Origin of the sequence: Nocardia pseudobrasiliensis NBRC 108224 (assembly GCF_001613105.1) — a bacterium.
Taxonomy (GTDB): domain Bacteria; phylum Actinomycetota; class Actinomycetes; order Mycobacteriales; family Mycobacteriaceae; genus Nocardia; species Nocardia pseudobrasiliensis.
Window position 1 is genome coordinate 43,140 of record NZ_BDBS01000045.1, and the last position, 15,209, is coordinate 58,348.

The window sequence follows — 15,209 nt, forward strand, 5'->3', positions numbered from 1 at the left end:
ACCCCCAGCCACTACTGGCGGAAATCTGCCATGGCGTTCGCGTCCGTGATCAGGCCCGCTGCAGGGTTCGGGACGGCCGGACCGGCTTCAGCGTGCGATCGAGATCGGTGCGCAGGGTCGTGAGCGAATCGAGCAGATAGTTCTGCCGCATCTGCCACGGATGCCGATCGCCCTGCCGCGGGAACTCGCCGATCGACCGCTGGATATATCCCGAGGCGAGGCTCAGCAGCGGCCGTTCCTCCAGATGACCGTCTAGTTCGGGCGCGACGGCCCGGTGCCCGCGGCGATCCATATGTGCGAGCACCTTACAGACCAGTCGCGAGGTCAGATCGGCGCGCAGCGTCCAGGAGGAGTTGGTGTAGCCGATGCAGAAGGCGAAGTTGGGAACGCCGGTGAGCATCGTGCTCTGCCAGACGAAACGCTCGGAGAGCTTGACCGGCTCGCCGTCCACGCTGAACGAAACACCGCCGAAGGCAAGCAGTTTCAGCCCGGTCGCGGAGACGACGACATCGGCGGGCAGCACCCGGCCGGACTTCAGCGCAATACCCTCCGGCACGAAGGTCTCGATGTGATCGGTGACCACCTCGGCCTTGCCCTTGCGCATCGCCTTGAAGAAGTCGGCGTTGGGGACCACGCACAGCCGCTGGTCCCACGGGTTGTAGTCCGGGGTGAAGTGTTCGGCCACCAGCGCCTCATCCTTCAGGATGCGGGTGGTCAGCCGGGTCAGCAGCTGGCGCGCGGCCTGCGGGCGACGTCGGCAGTACTGATAGAAACCGACGTTGAACAGGATGTTCTTGGCGCGGATCACCCGGTGCGCGGGTCCCGGCGGCAGCAGTTCGCGAATCCGATCGGCGCGGCGGTCACGGCCGGGCAGGGCCGAGATCCAGGTGGGGGTGCGCTGCAGCATGGTCACGTGTTCGGCCTCGGGGGCCATGGCCGGAACCAGGGTCACCGCGGTCGCGCCGCTGCCGATCACCACAACCCGCTTACCCGCGTAGTCGAGATCCTCCGGCCAGAACTGCGGATGCACGATCGTGCCCGAAAACGATTCGGCCCCGGGGAATTCCGGCGCGTGGCCCTCGTCGTAGTCGTAGTAGCCCGCGCAGCTGTACAGAAAGCCGCAGGTCAGCTCGCGACGCTCACCGTTCTGCTCGAGCGTCAGCGTCCAGCGCGAGTCGGCGCTGGACCACTGCGCCGCGATCAGCTTGACGCCGAACCGAATCCGCTTGTCGATGCCGAATTCGGTCGCGGTCTCGGTGACATAGCGCAGGATCGACGGACCGTCGGCGATGGATTTGGCGTCGCGCCACGGTTTGAAGGGATAGCCGAGGGTGAACATATCCGAATCCGAGCGGATGCCCGGATAGCGGAACAGATCCCAGGTGCCGCCGAGCGCATCGCGCGCCTCGAGGATCGCGTAGCTCTTACCGGGCATCTGAGTCTGCAACCGATAGGCGGCGCCGATTCCGGACAGGCCGGCGCCCACGATGACGACGTCGAGATGTTCCATGATTCCAGTGTGCTGCGTCACTGCCCGGACTCCTTGACTCTGCGCGACAAGTATTTGATTCTGGACGACATGTCGGTGATCCGATCCGCCGGGCTGCGGGGCTTCCGCGCGACCGTGGCGGAACTGGGCGGCAACGCCGACGAATTCGCGGCGCTTGCCGGTCTACCCGTGGCCGCCCTCGACGCCGACGACCTACTGGTCTCCGATGCGGCCATGGCGACGGTACTGGAGATCGCGGCCGCGCGGTTGCACTGCCCCGACCTCGGCCTGCGCATCGCCGCCCGCCAGGATCTCGGCATGCTCGGCCCCCTGGCCCTCGCCATCCGCACCTCGGCCACGCTGACCGAGGCGCTGCAGTGCACCTCGCGCTATCTGTTCGTCCATGCCCGATCGCTGAGTCTGACGCTGGAACCCGATCCCTACGGCGATCCCGCGCTGATCGCATTGCGCTACGGCGTACCGCCCCCACCGCCGGTGCAGGGCACCGATCTGGGCCTGGCCTTCCTGCACCGCGCGATCCAGCGGCTCGTGGAGGGACCCTACGATCTGCGCTCGGTGGATCTGCCGTACCGCCCGCCCGCCCCGACGGAGGTCTACGAGGAAATCTTCGGCGCCCCGGTCCGTTTCGAGCGCCCCAGCGCACTGCTGCGGCTGCCGCGCACCCTGGCCTCGCACACTCTCGCCGGTGGCGATCAGTCGCTGCAGCGGTTGGCACTGGCGTATCTGGCCGAACAGTCCGGCGACGCGGATGCGTCGATCGTGCCACGCGTCAGCGCCGCGGTGCGCCAGCTGCTCGGCACGACCGCACCCGAAATCGCCGCCGTGGCAAGGATTCTCACCATCCACCCGCGCACCCTGCAGCGTCGCCTGACGGCGGCCGAATCCTCGTTCGCGGCAATTCTCGACGATGTACGCCGCAGCGAGGCCCGCCGCTACCTCACCACCACCGATCTGCCGATGAGCCAGGTCGCCTCGCTCATCGGACTGTCCGAGCAGTCGACGTTCACGCGGTGCTGCCGACGCTGGTGGGGCGCTACGCCGTCGGCGGTGCGGCGGGATCCGGCGCAAGCCCGGCCGTAACAGCAGCCAGGGCTGCGAAGGCCGATTTCGGCTCCCGTGCACGTGTGCAGTCATCCAGAAATCGAGGTGGACGGTGAAATCGCCATGGGCAGTTGGTGTCTGGAAGATACGGTCATCGTGCCCGAATATGGCGTGCTGATCCGCGGCGCGGCCTGCTACCGGGACCGGTATCGACTCGAACAGGGCGAACCGCAGCGGCCGCCCGCCCGAGGGCGAACCGTAATCACCCGTCGCGTCCTCGGTCAGCGTCTCGCCGAATTCGTCCCATCACTCGAGATCCAGCGCCCGCAGGTACCGATACTTCAGGGCACGGATCTGTACCACAGCCACACTCTAGAACGAGTTTCAGTTCTGCCGCCACACCGATGAGCGACTCGCCGTTGGGAGAATGCCTGATCGAATACGGCCAAACGATCTTGCGGCGGTGCCACACTCGGAACTGGTTGGGCTCGAGGAGGAACTGTGACCACAGCACCATCTCGTGGCGCCCCCGAGATCGAAGCCGTCAGGCCCTATCCGCGGCGGGTCGCCCCTAAGGGTTCCTATATCTGGGACGTCATGACCACCACCGACCCCAAGCTGCTCGGGGTCATGTACATCGTGACGTCCATGGCGTATTTCCTCATCGGCGGCCTGATGGCGCTGCTGATGCGCAGTGAGCTGGCGCGGCCCGGGCTGCAGTTCCTCTCGCCCGAGCAGTTCAATCAGCTGTTCACCATGCACGGCACGATCATGCTGCTGTTCTACGCCACGCCGATCGTCTTCGGCTTCGCCAATTGCGTACTGCCGCTGCAGATCGGCGCGCCCGATGTGGCCTTCCCGCGACTGAACGCGCTGAGTTACTGGATGTATCTGTTCGGCGCGACCCTCGCGACCGCGGGCTTCATCACCCCCGGCGGCGCGGCCGATTTCGGCTGGACGGCCTACACACCGCTGTCGGATATCGTGCACTCGCCCGGTGTCGGCGCGGATCTGTGGATCATGGGCGTGGCCCTGTCCGGCGTCGGCACCATTCTCGGCGGGGTCAATATGATCACCACCGTGGTGTGCCTGCGCGCGCCCGGTATGACGATGTTCCGAATGCCCATCTTCACCTGGAACATCCTGGTCACGAGCGTACTTGTGCTGCTGGCCTTTCCGATTCTGACCGCGGCGCTGATGGGTCTGGCGGTCGATCGGCATCTGGGCGGGCACGTCTTCGATCCGGCGACCGGCGGGGCGATCCTGTACCAGCATCTGTTCTGGTTCTTCGGGCATCCCGAGGTCTACATCGTGGCGCTGCCGTTCTTCGGGATCATCACCGAGATCATTCCGGTGTTCAGCCGTAAACCCGTATTCGGTTACACCACACTTGTTTACGCCACCTTGAGTATCGCGGCGCTGTCGGTGGCGGTGTGGGCGCATCATATGTTCGCCACGGGCGCGGTACTGCTGCCGTTCTTCTCGTTGATGACCTTCCTTATCGCCGTGCCCACGGGGGTCAAGTTCTTCAACTGGATCGGCACGATGTGGCGGGGAACGCTGACCTTCGAAACGCCGATGCTGTGGTCGATCGGATTCATCACGACATTCCTGTTCGGCGGCCTGTCCGGGGTCATCCTGGCGAGCCCGCCACTGGACTTCCATGTGTCCGACTCGTATTTCGTTGTGGCGCACTTCCATTACGTGCTGTTCGGCACAATCGTGTTCGCCACCTTCGGCGGGATCTACTTCTGGTTCCCCAAGATGACCGGCCGCTTCCTGAACGAACGGCTGGGCAAACTCCACTTCTGGACCACGTTCTTCGGCTTCCACCTGACCTTCCTGGTGCAGCACTGGCTGGGCAACGAGGGTATGCCGCGGCGTTATGCCGACTATCTGCCCAGCGACGGATTCACCACGCTCAACACCATTTCCACGGTCGGATCGTTCGTTCTGGGCCTGTCGATGATCACATTCGTGTGGAATGTCTTCCGCAGCTACCGATACGGCGAGGTGGTGAGCGTCGACGATCCGTGGGGCTACGGCAATTCGTTGGAGTGGGCCACCACCTCCCCGCCGCCGCGGCACAACTTCTACGAACTCCCCCGAATCCGTTCCGAGCGACCGGCTTTCGAGTTGCACTATCCGCATATGGTGCAGCGCCTGCGCGAGGAGTCCGAGGCCGGTTGGGGCACCCACTCGCGCACCCGGCAGACCGAACCACTGCCCACAGAAGCCCCACAGTAGAGGTCGGTATCGTCGCGGTGTGCGCGCACTGCGACGGGCCGCGGTCGTCCTGACCGGTGTGGCCTTGCTGATCGCGGCTCTGGCATTGGCGGGCCTGCCGGTCTTCGTACACCCGCAGGTCGATCCGCTGCGCCCGGCCGATGCCATCGTCGTCCTGGGCGGAACGGCCTACGAGCGCTTCGACATCGGGCTGGATCTGGCCGAACGTGGCTACGCCCCCGAACTGCTCATCTCGCGTTCCACCGGGGCCGACGATTCGGTAATGGACAAATACTGCGCGCGCGAATACCCGTTCCACGTCGACTGTTTCGTCCCCGATCCCTGGACGACCCAGGGCGAGGCGCAGGAGATCGCGCGCCAGACCGCGCGCCACGGGTGGCGGCACATCATCGTGATCACCAATACCCCGCACGTCTCCCGCGCCCGCTACATCGTCGGCAAATGCTTCCACGGACAGCTCACCATGGTCGCCAGTCCCGCCGAGTCCGGCCTGCGCTACTGGGCGTGGATGTACATCCGCCAATCCGGCGGGTACATCAGGGCATTCGTGAGCTCCGGCTGCTGAGCGCCTACGCTGGTCGGATGCCGACGATCATGTCCAGTGAACGGGCGGAGGTCGCCGAGGTCTGCGGGCGGCTGGCACGGGCGGGCCTACTGATCGGGACCGCTGGCAATGTGAGTGTGCGCGTGCGGGATCGGGTCGCGGTCACCGCGACCGGGACGGTACTGGAGCAAATCACGCCCGAGGAGGTCACGGTCGTGGATCTCGCGGGCGACGTGGTCGCCGGAGAGCTGGCCCCCACCTCGGAACTCCAGTTGCACCTGGGGATCTACCGGGCCTTCGAGACCGCGGCCGTGGTGCACACCCACGCTCCGCGCGCGATCACCCTGGGGCTGGTCCGCGACGAACTGCCGGTGGTCCACTACCAGCAGCTGCCGCTGGGCGGTCCGACCCCGGTCGTGCCGTTCCATCCGTTCGGCACCGCGGAACTGGCCGAGGCCGTACGGGATTCGCTCACCGACCGGCAGGCGGTCCTACTGGCCAATCATGGCGCGGTGACCACGGCCGATTCCCTGGAACGGGCGGTCGAATACGCCCTCCTCCTGGAATGGGCCTGCGGCATCTACCTCGACGCCCTGTCCGCCGGGGTCCCCCGCCCACTCACCCACACCCAGCAGGACGCGGTCCGCGAGGTCACCGCCCGCCTCGGCTACGGCGCGCCCAAACCGCTCTGAAACTTGTCGTACCCCTGCGGCATACTCATATCCATCGGACGCCGAACCGGTTGCACCACAAAGTTCTCCGCAACCAACCGAGAGGCGTACCCATGTCCGATCCGTACTCGTCGACGTCCGATGCCGACGTCGCCCGCCTCCGCCTGGAGGCCGAGCGACACCGGTGGTTGCTGCGCGAGCCGATCGAGGAGTACTGGCATCGGATTGCGCAGCGAGCGGCCGACCTCGGCCTCGAGCCGGGTTCGCTGCTGATCGATCAGGCCGAGCGCTTCATTGCCGACCTGCTGATCGATCCGGACCACCACGTAGACCTCGACCTCGAGGCCTACCGAGCGGTCCGAGACGGCGTCCCCGTCCGCTACGACGCCCCGAACCACCTGTTCGTGGCCCGAATCGCCGGACGCGAGGTCCACATCCGGCCCAACGGGCCGGAACGCCGCCTGGGCATCATCGCCCGCCTGGCGGCCTCCGGCGTGGACCTGGACCAGATCCTCACCGTGGCAGCGGTGGTGGTCACCCACCCCGGCCGCCCGGGCGGCGCGGGGGTTCGGGTCGCCCGGGTGTCGGCTGAGTAGTGTCGAGCCCCCGCCCGCACCGAATGTGCGGGCGGGGGCTCGACGAGATCAGGTTTTCACCCTGTTGTAGAACGGCTTCCACGTCTCCGCGGTCGAGATGTACAACCGCACATTGGCCGCCGGAACCGTGGGAAGTTCGCGGGCTCCGGGGAATTCGGCCCCCGCGATCGTCAGCCCCACCAGCACCGGCAGCCAGGCTCGCTGATGCTGTTCCCAGTAGGTGTTGATCTCCGTCAGCGTTCCGATGTCCTCGAACAGGTTGTAGCTCACGTTCTCCTTCATCGCCTTCCACTGCGTGACCAGCACCGGATAAGCTCCGGCGTCGGGCTCGGGGCGGGAGTTGTAGACGATGTCGTAGCGGCGGCGGCTGGCGGGGTTCCACTCGCGCCATTCGCGGTGGAAGTTCACCCCCTGGGCGGCCTCGGGCTGGTGGTGCTGCCAGCGCAGGAATTGCACTACGCACCACTGCTCCCAGCCGGCGTTATTGGACAGCGCCACGGCCTCGTTGAGCGCGACCGCGTCGGTGGCCGCCCATTGGGTGAGATCGTTGTAGAGATTGTCGATGGTCGGTTTCCGCATCGGAGCCTCCGCGTGAATCGAGACCCAATTCATGCTACGACTTGCGGAAACTGTTGGGGCCCAGTTCATTTGAACAGGACCGGTACGTTTGTCAGCTCTCCGCATCCGCCGGGGCCGCGGCCACCGGTTCGTCCTTGCGGTGCACGTAGAGCTGCTGTGCGAAGGTCCACGCGCTCGAGGTGGCGAAGTAGATCAGAATGCCGACGGGCATGATCAGGCCGGCCAGCAGCGAGCAGATCGGCAGCAGCCACAGGCTCATCGCATTGACCACGCGGGTCTGAGAGGTGACCTGGGTCTGGCGGGCTACGGCGGCGCGGGCGGTGCAGTGCGTGGCCGTCGCCGAGATCATGACCAGCGGAATGATCAGAGCGACAACGGAGATCAGGGCTCCGCCGGGATGGGCCAGGGTCGCCTCGAGCGATACGCCGAACAGATCGGCCCGCAGGAACGACTGCACCTGATTCGCGGAGAACACGTAATTGCCGCCGATGTGATCGAAGGACCGCAGCACGTGCAGCAGTCCGATGAAGATCACCAATTGCGCGACGATCGGCAGGAATCCGGTGAAGACGTTGAATTTGTGCTCCCGCTGCAGCTCCTGCATTTCGCGAGCTATGCGCTCGCGATCACCGGCGAACCGTTTGCGCAGTTCCTGCGCCTTCGGCTGCAATTCGGCCATGGTGCGGGCGAAGCGCACCTGCGCGAGAAACGGTCGATACAGCGCCAGTCGCAGCGTGACGACGAGAAAGACGATCGCCAGCGCCCACGACAGTCCGCTGGTGGCGCCGAAAATCGCGGCGAATCCGATGTGCCAGACCCACAGCACAGCCGACACCGGATAATAGATGAAATCGAGCATGACAGAACACCTCACGTTGAAAGTGAATTGGGTCGACGAGAGAAAGCCGATCGAACGATCAGCGGTCGTGACCCGGTGCCCTGGGCCGCGCACGGCCCGGTGTGTCCGGATTGCTCTGGCGCAGGAACGATCCCCGTCTCCGGCGCAGCGCGGAGACCGGCGGCCCCGCGCGTAGTGCCAACGGCAGCAGCGGAACCCGCGCCGAATACGCGGCAACGACGGCCAGCGCCAGCATGGCGGCCGCGCCGACGGCCAGCAGCGAACCCGGTTCGCCGGCCGGGAGCAGGACGGCCGCCCAGGCGGAGACGACGAAGGCGCACACCATCAGCGCCGTCGAGCGAAGCCGCATCACCATGACGACGAGGCTACCGTGCGTCCCGCGGTGCGCGGCCCCGCCGAGCTGCGCGTGTCATTTCCGGGCAGGGTCACTGCTTGGGCAGCGCGCCCGCCATTCCGCCGACGTCGGCGACCTTCCAGCCGTTGTTCGGATCCACGTTCACGGTGTAGGTGACAGTGGTCTGCGCGCCCTCGGGGGTCTGGGCGCTGGTGGAGGTGACATTGAGGAAGACGTCGACCTTGTAGACCCCGTTGTCGGTATTCATCACCTTGGCGGTGATCGGGGTGGCGGTCGAGGTCCACTTCAGCGGAACCAGAATGTCCTGCAGCTTCGGCGCGGTCGCGTCGAACTTGTTGGCCAGCTGCGGGGTGGTGTTGGCCTTGAGCTTGGCGACCCAGGCATTGACGTCCTGGAAGTTGATATTCGAGGCGCCCACCGCGTAATCGGTGGCGACCTGCTCGGCGTGGCGATCGGCGGCGGCCGCGGCATCGCGATCGCTCACCTCACCACGCGCCGACAGCCACAGCGACGCGAAGATCGCGGTCGCGGCGATCAGCGCCACTCCCGCGACCGCGACCGCCACGGTCGACAGTCGGATCGACAGGGTCCGCGGCGTGTGCGCCGAGTCGGAGGCGCTCACGTTCTCCTCGGCCGAGACTTCCGGCTTCGGTTCGGTCACAACATCATTCGACATCGCGTCCTCCATTCCTTATTTGACGGCTACCCGCACCCGCACCGCGCCGTCGGAATCGACGTCGGCGAGGGCCTGGGAGATGAGGCTGGAAATATCGATGCGCGGCGCGGCGCCGACTATGGCATCGATGAGCGGGCGCAGCACGGTCGGCAGGGAGCTCAGCTCCGGCTGCAATTCGCGCAGCGCCGCGATGTTCTTCTCGGTGAACGGCGCGATGCCGTTGCCGGTGGTGTACTGGTCGATCGGCTCGCTGTCGACCATGCGGCCGACATGGGCGACCAGTTCGTTCAATGCCTGCGTGAATTTCACCCACTCGGGCGCGGCGGCGCTGAACGACGGGCCGACCCAATCCATATCGGCCGCCGTGTTCTGGAAGCTGTTGAGCAGCGAGACGATCTTCGGATTCCGGCTCATGATGGCCGCCGCGAGCAGATCACCCGACCGTTCGAGATTGGGAATCGCGCCGTCGGTGCCGGTCAGCGACTGCTCGGCGGTGCTCACCAGCGAGCCGACCACCTTCGGATCGAGCTGGTTGAGCGTCTTGGTGGCCAGCCGGGCGACCTCCGGAATCGACAGCGGCATCCGCACATTCGCGGTCTTCAGCTGCTGTCCGTCCCGAATGTAGGGTCCACCGTCGGAATTCGGCCGGAACTCCACATACGGTTCGCCCAGCGCCGAGAGATGTTCGATGGTGACCGTGCTGTCGGTGGGCACGTGGCGGTCCGCGGCGAGCTTCAGGCCGACCTCGACACCGCCGCCGCTGTTGCTCACCGAGCTGACGCGGCCGACCTCGATGCCGGTGAGCAGCACCGGCGAATTCACCGCCAGCCCACCGGAATTGGTCAGCACCATGGTGGCGTGGGTGAAATCGGCGAGCGGATTCGCCCGCACCACGCCGAAGGTCAGATAGCTCGCGCCGAGTACGGTGATGGCGACGATGCCGCCGAGAGAAGCGAGCGAACCGAGTTTCATCGCACGACTCCGATCATGCGCAGGGTCGCGACGATGCGATCGGTCTGATCCGGAATCGGTACGGGCGCATCGGTTTTCACGCCGGTGATATTCACCTTCGGCCCGTGCTCGGCGAACGGAATGATCTTGTCGCGGATCAGCGAGATCAGCGCCTGCAGATTCGACGGCTGGCTCAGATCCAGCGGCCGCGCCGAGGCCAGCAGCGGGAGGAACGCCTGCACCGTGCCGTCGGCGTTGGTCAGCAGCGGGCCCAGCCAGGTGAGCGAGGTGCCGATCGGGCCGAGTTTGTCGAAGATCTTGAATACGCCCACGATCGACGGCGCGATGCCGTTCATCTGATCCACCGACGCCTGGTTCAGCAGATCGACCAGCACCGGCTGAATGCCGTGCAGCACATTGGTGTTGTTATCGATACCGTCGAGCAGCGAATCGAGCCGGTCGAGATGGTTGCCCAGATCGACGGCGTCGGCGGCCATGGTGTCGCCGATCCGCTTGGTCTGCGCGGTGTCCTTGGGCAGGACGTCGTTGATCTGATTGATGGTGTCCTGCACCTGCTGCACCGCGCCGCCCTGGGTGAAGGTGGCCAGCGCCGCCATCGTGTCCTCCAGTTGGACCGGCGGTTTCGTCTGGGCCAACGGAATCGTGCCGCCGGACGGGAGCAGGTCGCCGAAGCCGTCGGGCGGGGTGATCAGGGCGACGTGGATATCGCCGAGCACCGTGTTCTGACGCAACTCGGCCCGCGTCTTCGCGGGCAGCCGAACCGAACGCGAGATCTTCGCATCGACCTCGACATAGCCGCCGTGACCGCTCGCCTTGGCCGAATCCACCACCGACACACCGGAAACCGTGCCGACCTGAGCGCCGTTGGCCATGATCTTGGCGCGCGCGGGCAGATTCAGCACATTCGCGAACTGGATACGGATGTTGTAGGTGTCCCCCGATACCTCGGACCCGGGCACCGGGACCGACGAGGGGTCGAAGGCGCAGCCCGCGGCGGGTACCGCGGCCGCGAGCGCCAGCGCCATCGCGGTGACGAAATGTCGAATCCTCATCGCGCACCCGCCATTCCGAATACCAGCGTCGCCAGGTCGACCTTCGCCACTCCGCCGTCGGGCGTGCAGCGCCCCGGCGCCATCGCGTTCACCGCCGCGCACACCTGATCGGCATTCGGCTGCGGGAGTGCGACCTTCGGTGGGGCATAGGCGATTCCGGACTGCCCGACCGAGCGCACCGCATCGGTCAGCACCGGCATCATCGAGATGATCTGCGACAGCGAACCCACCCGGGCCCGCAGGAATTTCACCAGTGGCACGGTCACATCCAGGCCCTTCAGAATCGGGTCGCCGAAGGCGGTGATGAGATCGTTGAGCACCGGCAGCAGTGCCGCGAGTCCGTCGATCACCTGCGCGCCCGGTTCCAGCAGATCGGTGCGGGCGGCGATGAGCGTCGGCGCGAGGCGGGTGAACATGGATTCGATATCGCCCCAGTGCTCCTCGACCTTCTTGCCGACCGAGGAGAAGGCGTCGAAAACGCCGACCAGATGGCCGATATCGGCATCGGGCGAGGCCATGGCGCCGCTGAGCTTGCGGATGATCTCGTTGATCTGCGGCCCGGTTCCCACGGTGGCCTCGTTGAGTTCGCCGAGGCCGTGGGCCAGCGCACGGGAGGTATTCGAATCGCCGCCGTCGATCTCCTTGGACAGCTGCGCGACCGCGTTCAGCGTCTCACTGACGCTCTTGGGCGTGAGCGTCTTGGTGATGCACTGCGAGGGATTCCAGCGCGCGGTGTTCTTACCGCTGGACACCACCGCCAGCTGCCGGGCCGCGACGATGCTGTCGGCCAGGGTGGTCGCGCCGGCGTCGGCGTACACCGGTTTATCGGCCTCGACGGCGAATTCGACCTTCACCGCCTTGCCCTGGTTGGCAATGGAAGTCACCGTGCCGACCGGAATGCCGCGCATGGTCACCTGATTGCCGACGTACAGGCCGATGCTGTCGGGCATGATCGCGCAGTAGGCCTGGGTCTTCTTCAGCGGATCGAAGGCGATGAAATAGCCCACGACGACCAGGACGACGGCCGCGAGGGCGCCCGCCACCGACATGAAGGCCCGTGATCCCAGGAGCTTGTGCATCAGCAATCCCTCCCCGGCACGGGCACGCACACCCGGGCGTCGACGGTCTGCCCGGACTGGTCGACCTTCACTCCGTTGTCGGGAATGGCCATGGCCGAAACCTTCTGCTGCATGCTCTGAATGGAGGCGATGACCGGATCGAGTCGATCGAGCAGGCCCTGCAGCTTGGGCACCGCGTCGAACAGCGGCTGCAGCTTGGGTTTGATCTCCCCGTAGACGGGTGAGATCGCCGCCGCCTTGCTGATGACCGCGTTCAATTCCCGCAGGCCCTCCTGCAGTTCGGCGCGCTTGCCCAGGACCAGGTCCTCCATCAGGTTGGTGGCGGCCACCAACCTGCCCAGCGAGCCCTTGGCGTCGTCGTAGAGGGTCACATACTCGTCGGCGTTGGCGATCGCCTTGGAGATCATCACGTGCTGGCGGTCGAGATCGTCGACGAAGCTCGACAGGCTGTCCAGGGTGGTCCGCAGGGTGTCCGGAGCCTGCGCGACCGAGGTGCCCAGCGCGGCGAGGTTGCGCCGCAACGTATCTCCGTCGATCTTGCGCAGCGGCTCGGCCGCGTCCTGGAAGGTCTGCACCAGACTGTACGGCAGTCGCACCCGGTCCATCGGAATATGCTTGCCGCCCAAGGGATTCGCACCCGAGGGGAACAGCGCGACATAGTTGCCGCCGACCACGGTGAGCATGCGCACGTCCAGCGTGGACCGATCGCCCACGAACACCTTCGAATCGACGGTGAACCGCATGATCACCCGATCCGGCTGCAGCTCCAGCGATTTCACCTTGCCGACGCTGATGCCCGCGACCCGGATATCGTCACCGGCCTTCACCGACTGCGCCTCGGACAGATCGGCGGTGTAGGTCTTCTTGCCGATCGGGACCACGTACAGCACGCCCGCGCCGACCGCGAGGATCGCCACCAGGACGACACCGGCGATGCCGAGGCGGATCTCGCGCCGCCGCTTCTCCGGTTCGCCGACGACTCGGCGATCGCCGAACAACCCACTCACCCAGCGCATACCGCCACCTGCTGTCCCGCGATCAGTACGCCCAACACCTGCGGCACCTCGGCCTTGCCCTTGGAGCACTGCGGCTTCCATTCCGCCACACCGGATTTGGGGATGGCCGAATCGAATCCGGCCAGCAGGCCGGGCAGTTTGTCGAATACCTCGAGGGCCTGCTGCGGATCCGGGAAGATCTGGCGGATCAGCGCGTCGACATCGTCGGGGGTGCGCAGGCCCAGCGCGTTGAACAGATTGTCCAGCGGGCCCAGCACCGAGGGCGCGGCCGCGGCGAACTGGGCCAGTCCGGCCATATTGGTCTGCAGTCCGACGAAGATATCGGCGAGCCGGGCCAGCAGCGGCGCCATGTAGTGGATCTTGCCGCCGACCGCGTCGTGCAGATCCGACAGGTTCTGCAGCACCTTGTCGATCACCACCTGGCGGTCCTTCACGTGGGCGGCGAGCTTGTCGATCGCCTCCACCGCGGGACCGATGCCATTGCCGTCACCCTCGATCAGGGCGACCATACTGGCGCTGAACTGGTTGATCTCCTCGGGAGAGATGGTGGCCAGCACCGGCTTCAGGCCGTTGAACATGCTGGTCACATCGAACGACGGCACGGTGTGATCGACGCCGATGGTGGCCCCGCCCGCGATGCGCTTACCGGGCTGCGGCTGCTGCTGCAGGTCGATATAGCGCTGACCGGTGAGGTTCTGGTAGCGGATGGCCAGCTTCGAATTGTCGTAGATCGGCGCATCGGTCTTCAGCGACAGGCGAACTCGCGCCTGCGCGCCGTCGAGGGTGACGCCGTCGACCTTGCCGACCTGCACGCCGTACATGCGCACGTCGTCGCCGACCTTCAGGCCGTTGGCGTCGGTGAACAGCGCGTCGTGGCCTTCGGTGGGCCCGGACACCGGCCGCTTGATCGCCGTGCACACGATCGCGAGGACCACGATCATCACCGCGGCGAACAATCCCAGCCGCCAGGCGGCGGCGCTCACCTTCATCGCGCGCCTCCCAGCAACGGTGCCAGCACGGGCATTCCACTCAGATCGATCTCGGCGTTGAGCACGGGGCCGTTGGGCGTATCGGGCATGGCCGCGCGCAGGCGGCGCAAAAATTCGGTCAGATCCGCACCCGACTGCCGCGGTGTCGGCACCATCTGCGCGAGCAGGCGCAGCACCGGGACGAGCATGTCGGTGGTGCCGGACAGATCCTGGCCGAGGACCGCGCCCAGATTCGCGATGCCGGGCAGCAGTTTCTCGGTGTGCATCCGCACACCCGCGTCGAAGGACTCCCGATTGTTCTGCAGCCGTGGGATGTTGCGGATCATGTCCACCATCACCTCGTTGGCCCCGGCGAAATTGCCCGCGCCGTAGAACGCGGGTCCGAGCCGGGCCGCCAGTTCCGAGGGCGGCATGCGCTGGTTGTCGGTGACGATCTGCGCGACCTCGATAATCGACTGCGCCAGCGGGGTGAACGCCTTCATATCGTGGGAGACCTGGCTGATCACCGTCGCCATTTGCGGGGTCAGCACCGAATCGCCGGTCTGCGACAGGGTGCGCAGCATGCTGCCCATGGTGGCGTCGAAGATGGCGTCGGCGCGGCTGCCGGTCAGGTCGATGACGCTGTCGTCGCGCAGCGCCGAACCGCCCGCGCCGCGGCGCAGTTCGATCTCGCTGATGCCGAACAGGTTCGCGGGGGCGTAGTCGACCTGCAGGCTGTTATCGATGCCGTGCAGCTGGGAACGGTCCAGCCGCAACGAGATCCGCTGCGTACCGCGCTCATCGGGTTCGATATCGGTGACCGTGCCGACCTGCACGCCGTCCACCCGCACCGGGGTTCCGGCCAGGACGCCGTCGCCGATCTGTTCGGTGTGCAGCGCGATGTGCAGGCCGTCCTCGGTGCGCAGTTCGCGATACAGCGCGTAGCCCGCGACGACGGCCGCGATCACCGCGATCGCGACCAGTCCGACGAATCGGGATCGGTGCTTGTCGACGGCCACTCCGGGCATTCCGTATTTCGGCATC

At 66.2% G+C, this 15,209-nt stretch carries 16 protein-coding genes; 5 read left to right on the plus strand and 11 right to left on the minus strand.

What is annotated here, in order from left to right; translation table 11 throughout:
- Positions 1-49: 49 nt before the first annotated feature.
- Positions 50-1,510 (minus strand): flavin-containing monooxygenase, encoded by a 1,461-nt coding sequence (locus NP4_RS31115; RefSeq protein WP_068005578.1) that lies wholly within the window; start codon positions 1,508-1,510, stop codon positions 50-52.
- 9 nt (positions 1,511-1,519) lie between these two features.
- Between NP4_RS31115 and NP4_RS31120 the strand changes: the two genes are divergently transcribed.
- The 5 genes from NP4_RS31120 to NP4_RS31145 all read left to right on the plus strand — a co-directional run bounded on the left by NP4_RS31120 (position 1,520) and on the right by NP4_RS31145 (position 6,609).
- Positions 1,520-2,590 (plus strand): AraC family transcriptional regulator, encoded by a 1,071-nt coding sequence (locus NP4_RS31120; RefSeq protein WP_245998553.1) that lies wholly within the window; start codon positions 1,520-1,522, stop codon positions 2,588-2,590.
- A gap of 462 nt (positions 2,591-3,052) precedes the next feature.
- The gene (gene ctaD, locus NP4_RS31130) at positions 3,053-4,798 is read left to right on the plus strand and encodes an aa3-type cytochrome oxidase subunit I (RefSeq protein ID WP_068005581.1); all 1,746 of its coding nucleotides are present in this window, start codon (positions 3,053-3,055) and stop codon (positions 4,796-4,798) included.
- Between the two features lie 19 nt (positions 4,799-4,817).
- A complete protein-coding gene (locus NP4_RS31135; RefSeq protein ID WP_082876372.1) occupies positions 4,818-5,363 on the plus strand; it encodes a YdcF family protein in 546 nt (181 codons plus the stop codon).
- A gap of 17 nt (positions 5,364-5,380) precedes the next feature.
- Positions 5,381-6,034 (plus strand): class II aldolase/adducin family protein, encoded by a 654-nt coding sequence (locus NP4_RS31140; protein WP_068005584.1) that lies wholly within the window; start codon positions 5,381-5,383, stop codon positions 6,032-6,034.
- Between the two features lie 92 nt (positions 6,035-6,126).
- Complete coding sequence (locus NP4_RS31145; RefSeq protein ID WP_068005587.1) at positions 6,127-6,609, plus strand: hypothetical protein; 483 nt, start codon at positions 6,127-6,129, stop codon at positions 6,607-6,609.
- Between the two features lie 48 nt (positions 6,610-6,657).
- Here the strand turns inward: NP4_RS31145 and NP4_RS31150 are convergent, their stop codons facing one another.
- The 10 genes from NP4_RS31150 to NP4_RS31195 all read right to left on the minus strand — a co-directional run bounded on the left by NP4_RS31150 (position 6,658) and on the right by NP4_RS31195 (position 15,208).
- The gene (locus NP4_RS31150; RefSeq protein WP_147288082.1) at positions 6,658-7,188 is read right to left on the minus strand and encodes a hypothetical protein; all 531 of its coding nucleotides are present in this window, start codon (positions 7,186-7,188) and stop codon (positions 6,658-6,660) included.
- Between the two features lie 91 nt (positions 7,189-7,279).
- Positions 7,280-8,047: a membrane protein insertase YidC gene (gene yidC, locus NP4_RS31155; protein ID WP_068005591.1), complete on the minus strand. Its 768-nt coding sequence runs from the start codon at positions 8,045-8,047 to the stop codon at positions 7,280-7,282.
- 58 nt (positions 8,048-8,105) lie between these two features.
- On the minus strand, positions 8,106-8,402 hold the full coding sequence (locus NP4_RS31160) for a DUF6412 domain-containing protein (RefSeq protein ID WP_082876373.1): 297 nt from the start codon (positions 8,400-8,402) through the stop codon (positions 8,106-8,108).
- A gap of 70 nt (positions 8,403-8,472) precedes the next feature.
- The gene (locus NP4_RS31165) at positions 8,473-9,078 is read right to left on the minus strand and encodes a hypothetical protein (protein ID WP_068005643.1); all 606 of its coding nucleotides are present in this window, start codon (positions 9,076-9,078) and stop codon (positions 8,473-8,475) included.
- Positions 9,079-9,093: 15 nt separating this feature from the next.
- On the minus strand, positions 9,094-10,050 hold the full coding sequence (locus tag NP4_RS31170) for an MlaD family protein (RefSeq protein WP_068005593.1): 957 nt from the start codon (positions 10,048-10,050) through the stop codon (positions 9,094-9,096).
- Positions 10,047-11,102 (minus strand): MlaD family protein, encoded by a 1,056-nt coding sequence (locus tag NP4_RS31175; protein WP_082876374.1) that lies wholly within the window; start codon positions 11,100-11,102, stop codon positions 10,047-10,049. The genes NP4_RS31170 and NP4_RS31175 overlap by 4 nt, the downstream gene beginning before the upstream one ends.
- Entirely contained in the window at positions 11,099-12,181 is a 1,083-nt protein-coding gene (locus NP4_RS31180; protein ID WP_068005649.1) for an MlaD family protein, read from the minus strand. The genes NP4_RS31175 and NP4_RS31180 overlap by 4 nt, the downstream gene beginning before the upstream one ends.
- Entirely contained in the window at positions 12,181-13,197 is a 1,017-nt protein-coding gene (locus NP4_RS31185; protein ID WP_068005596.1) for an MlaD family protein, read from the minus strand. Before NP4_RS31185 ends, NP4_RS31180 begins: the two co-directional genes overlap by 1 nt.
- Positions 13,185-14,186: an MlaD family protein gene (locus NP4_RS31190; RefSeq protein ID WP_068005599.1), complete on the minus strand. Its 1,002-nt coding sequence runs from the start codon at positions 14,184-14,186 to the stop codon at positions 13,185-13,187. The genes NP4_RS31185 and NP4_RS31190 overlap by 13 nt, the downstream gene beginning before the upstream one ends.
- Complete coding sequence (locus NP4_RS31195; protein WP_068005601.1) at positions 14,183-15,208, minus strand: MlaD family protein; 1,026 nt, start codon at positions 15,206-15,208, stop codon at positions 14,183-14,185. The genes NP4_RS31190 and NP4_RS31195 overlap by 4 nt, the downstream gene beginning before the upstream one ends.
- Position 15,209 lies beyond the last annotated feature (1 nt).

Coding starts and splice junctions, on each gene's coding strand:
- NP4_RS31165 (WP_068005643.1), bottom strand. CDS start 9,078: ATGTCGAATGATGTTGTGACCGAACCGAAGCCGGAAGTCTCGGCCGAG.
- NP4_RS31195 (WP_068005601.1), bottom strand. CDS start 15,208: ATGCCGAAATACGGAATGCCCGGAGTGGCCGTCGACAAGCACCGATCC.
- NP4_RS31175 (WP_082876374.1), bottom strand. CDS start 11,102: ATGAGGATTCGACATTTCGTCACCGCGATGGCGCTGGCGCTCGCGGCC.
- yidC (WP_068005591.1), bottom strand. CDS start 8,047: ATGCTCGATTTCATCTATTATCCGGTGTCGGCTGTGCTGTGGGTCTGG.
- NP4_RS31160 (WP_082876373.1), bottom strand. CDS start 8,402: ATGGTGATGCGGCTTCGCTCGACGGCGCTGATGGTGTGCGCCTTCGTC.
- NP4_RS31140 (WP_068005584.1), top strand. CDS start 5,381: ATGCCGACGATCATGTCCAGTGAACGGGCGGAGGTCGCCGAGGTCTGC.
- NP4_RS31150 (WP_147288082.1), bottom strand. CDS start 7,188: ATGCGGAAACCGACCATCGACAATCTCTACAACGATCTCACCCAATGG.
- NP4_RS31180 (WP_068005649.1), bottom strand. CDS start 12,181: ATGCACAAGCTCCTGGGATCACGGGCCTTCATGTCGGTGGCGGGCGCC.
- NP4_RS31145 (WP_068005587.1), top strand. CDS start 6,127: ATGTCCGATCCGTACTCGTCGACGTCCGATGCCGACGTCGCCCGCCTC.
- NP4_RS31170 (WP_068005593.1), bottom strand. CDS start 10,050: ATGAAACTCGGTTCGCTCGCTTCTCTCGGCGGCATCGTCGCCATCACC.
- NP4_RS31190 (WP_068005599.1), bottom strand. CDS start 14,186: ATGAAGGTGAGCGCCGCCGCCTGGCGGCTGGGATTGTTCGCCGCGGTG.
- NP4_RS31115 (WP_068005578.1), bottom strand. CDS start 1,510: ATGGAACATCTCGACGTCGTCATCGTGGGCGCCGGCCTGTCCGGAATC.
- NP4_RS31185 (WP_068005596.1), bottom strand. CDS start 13,197: ATGCGCTGGGTGAGTGGGTTGTTCGGCGATCGCCGAGTCGTCGGCGAA.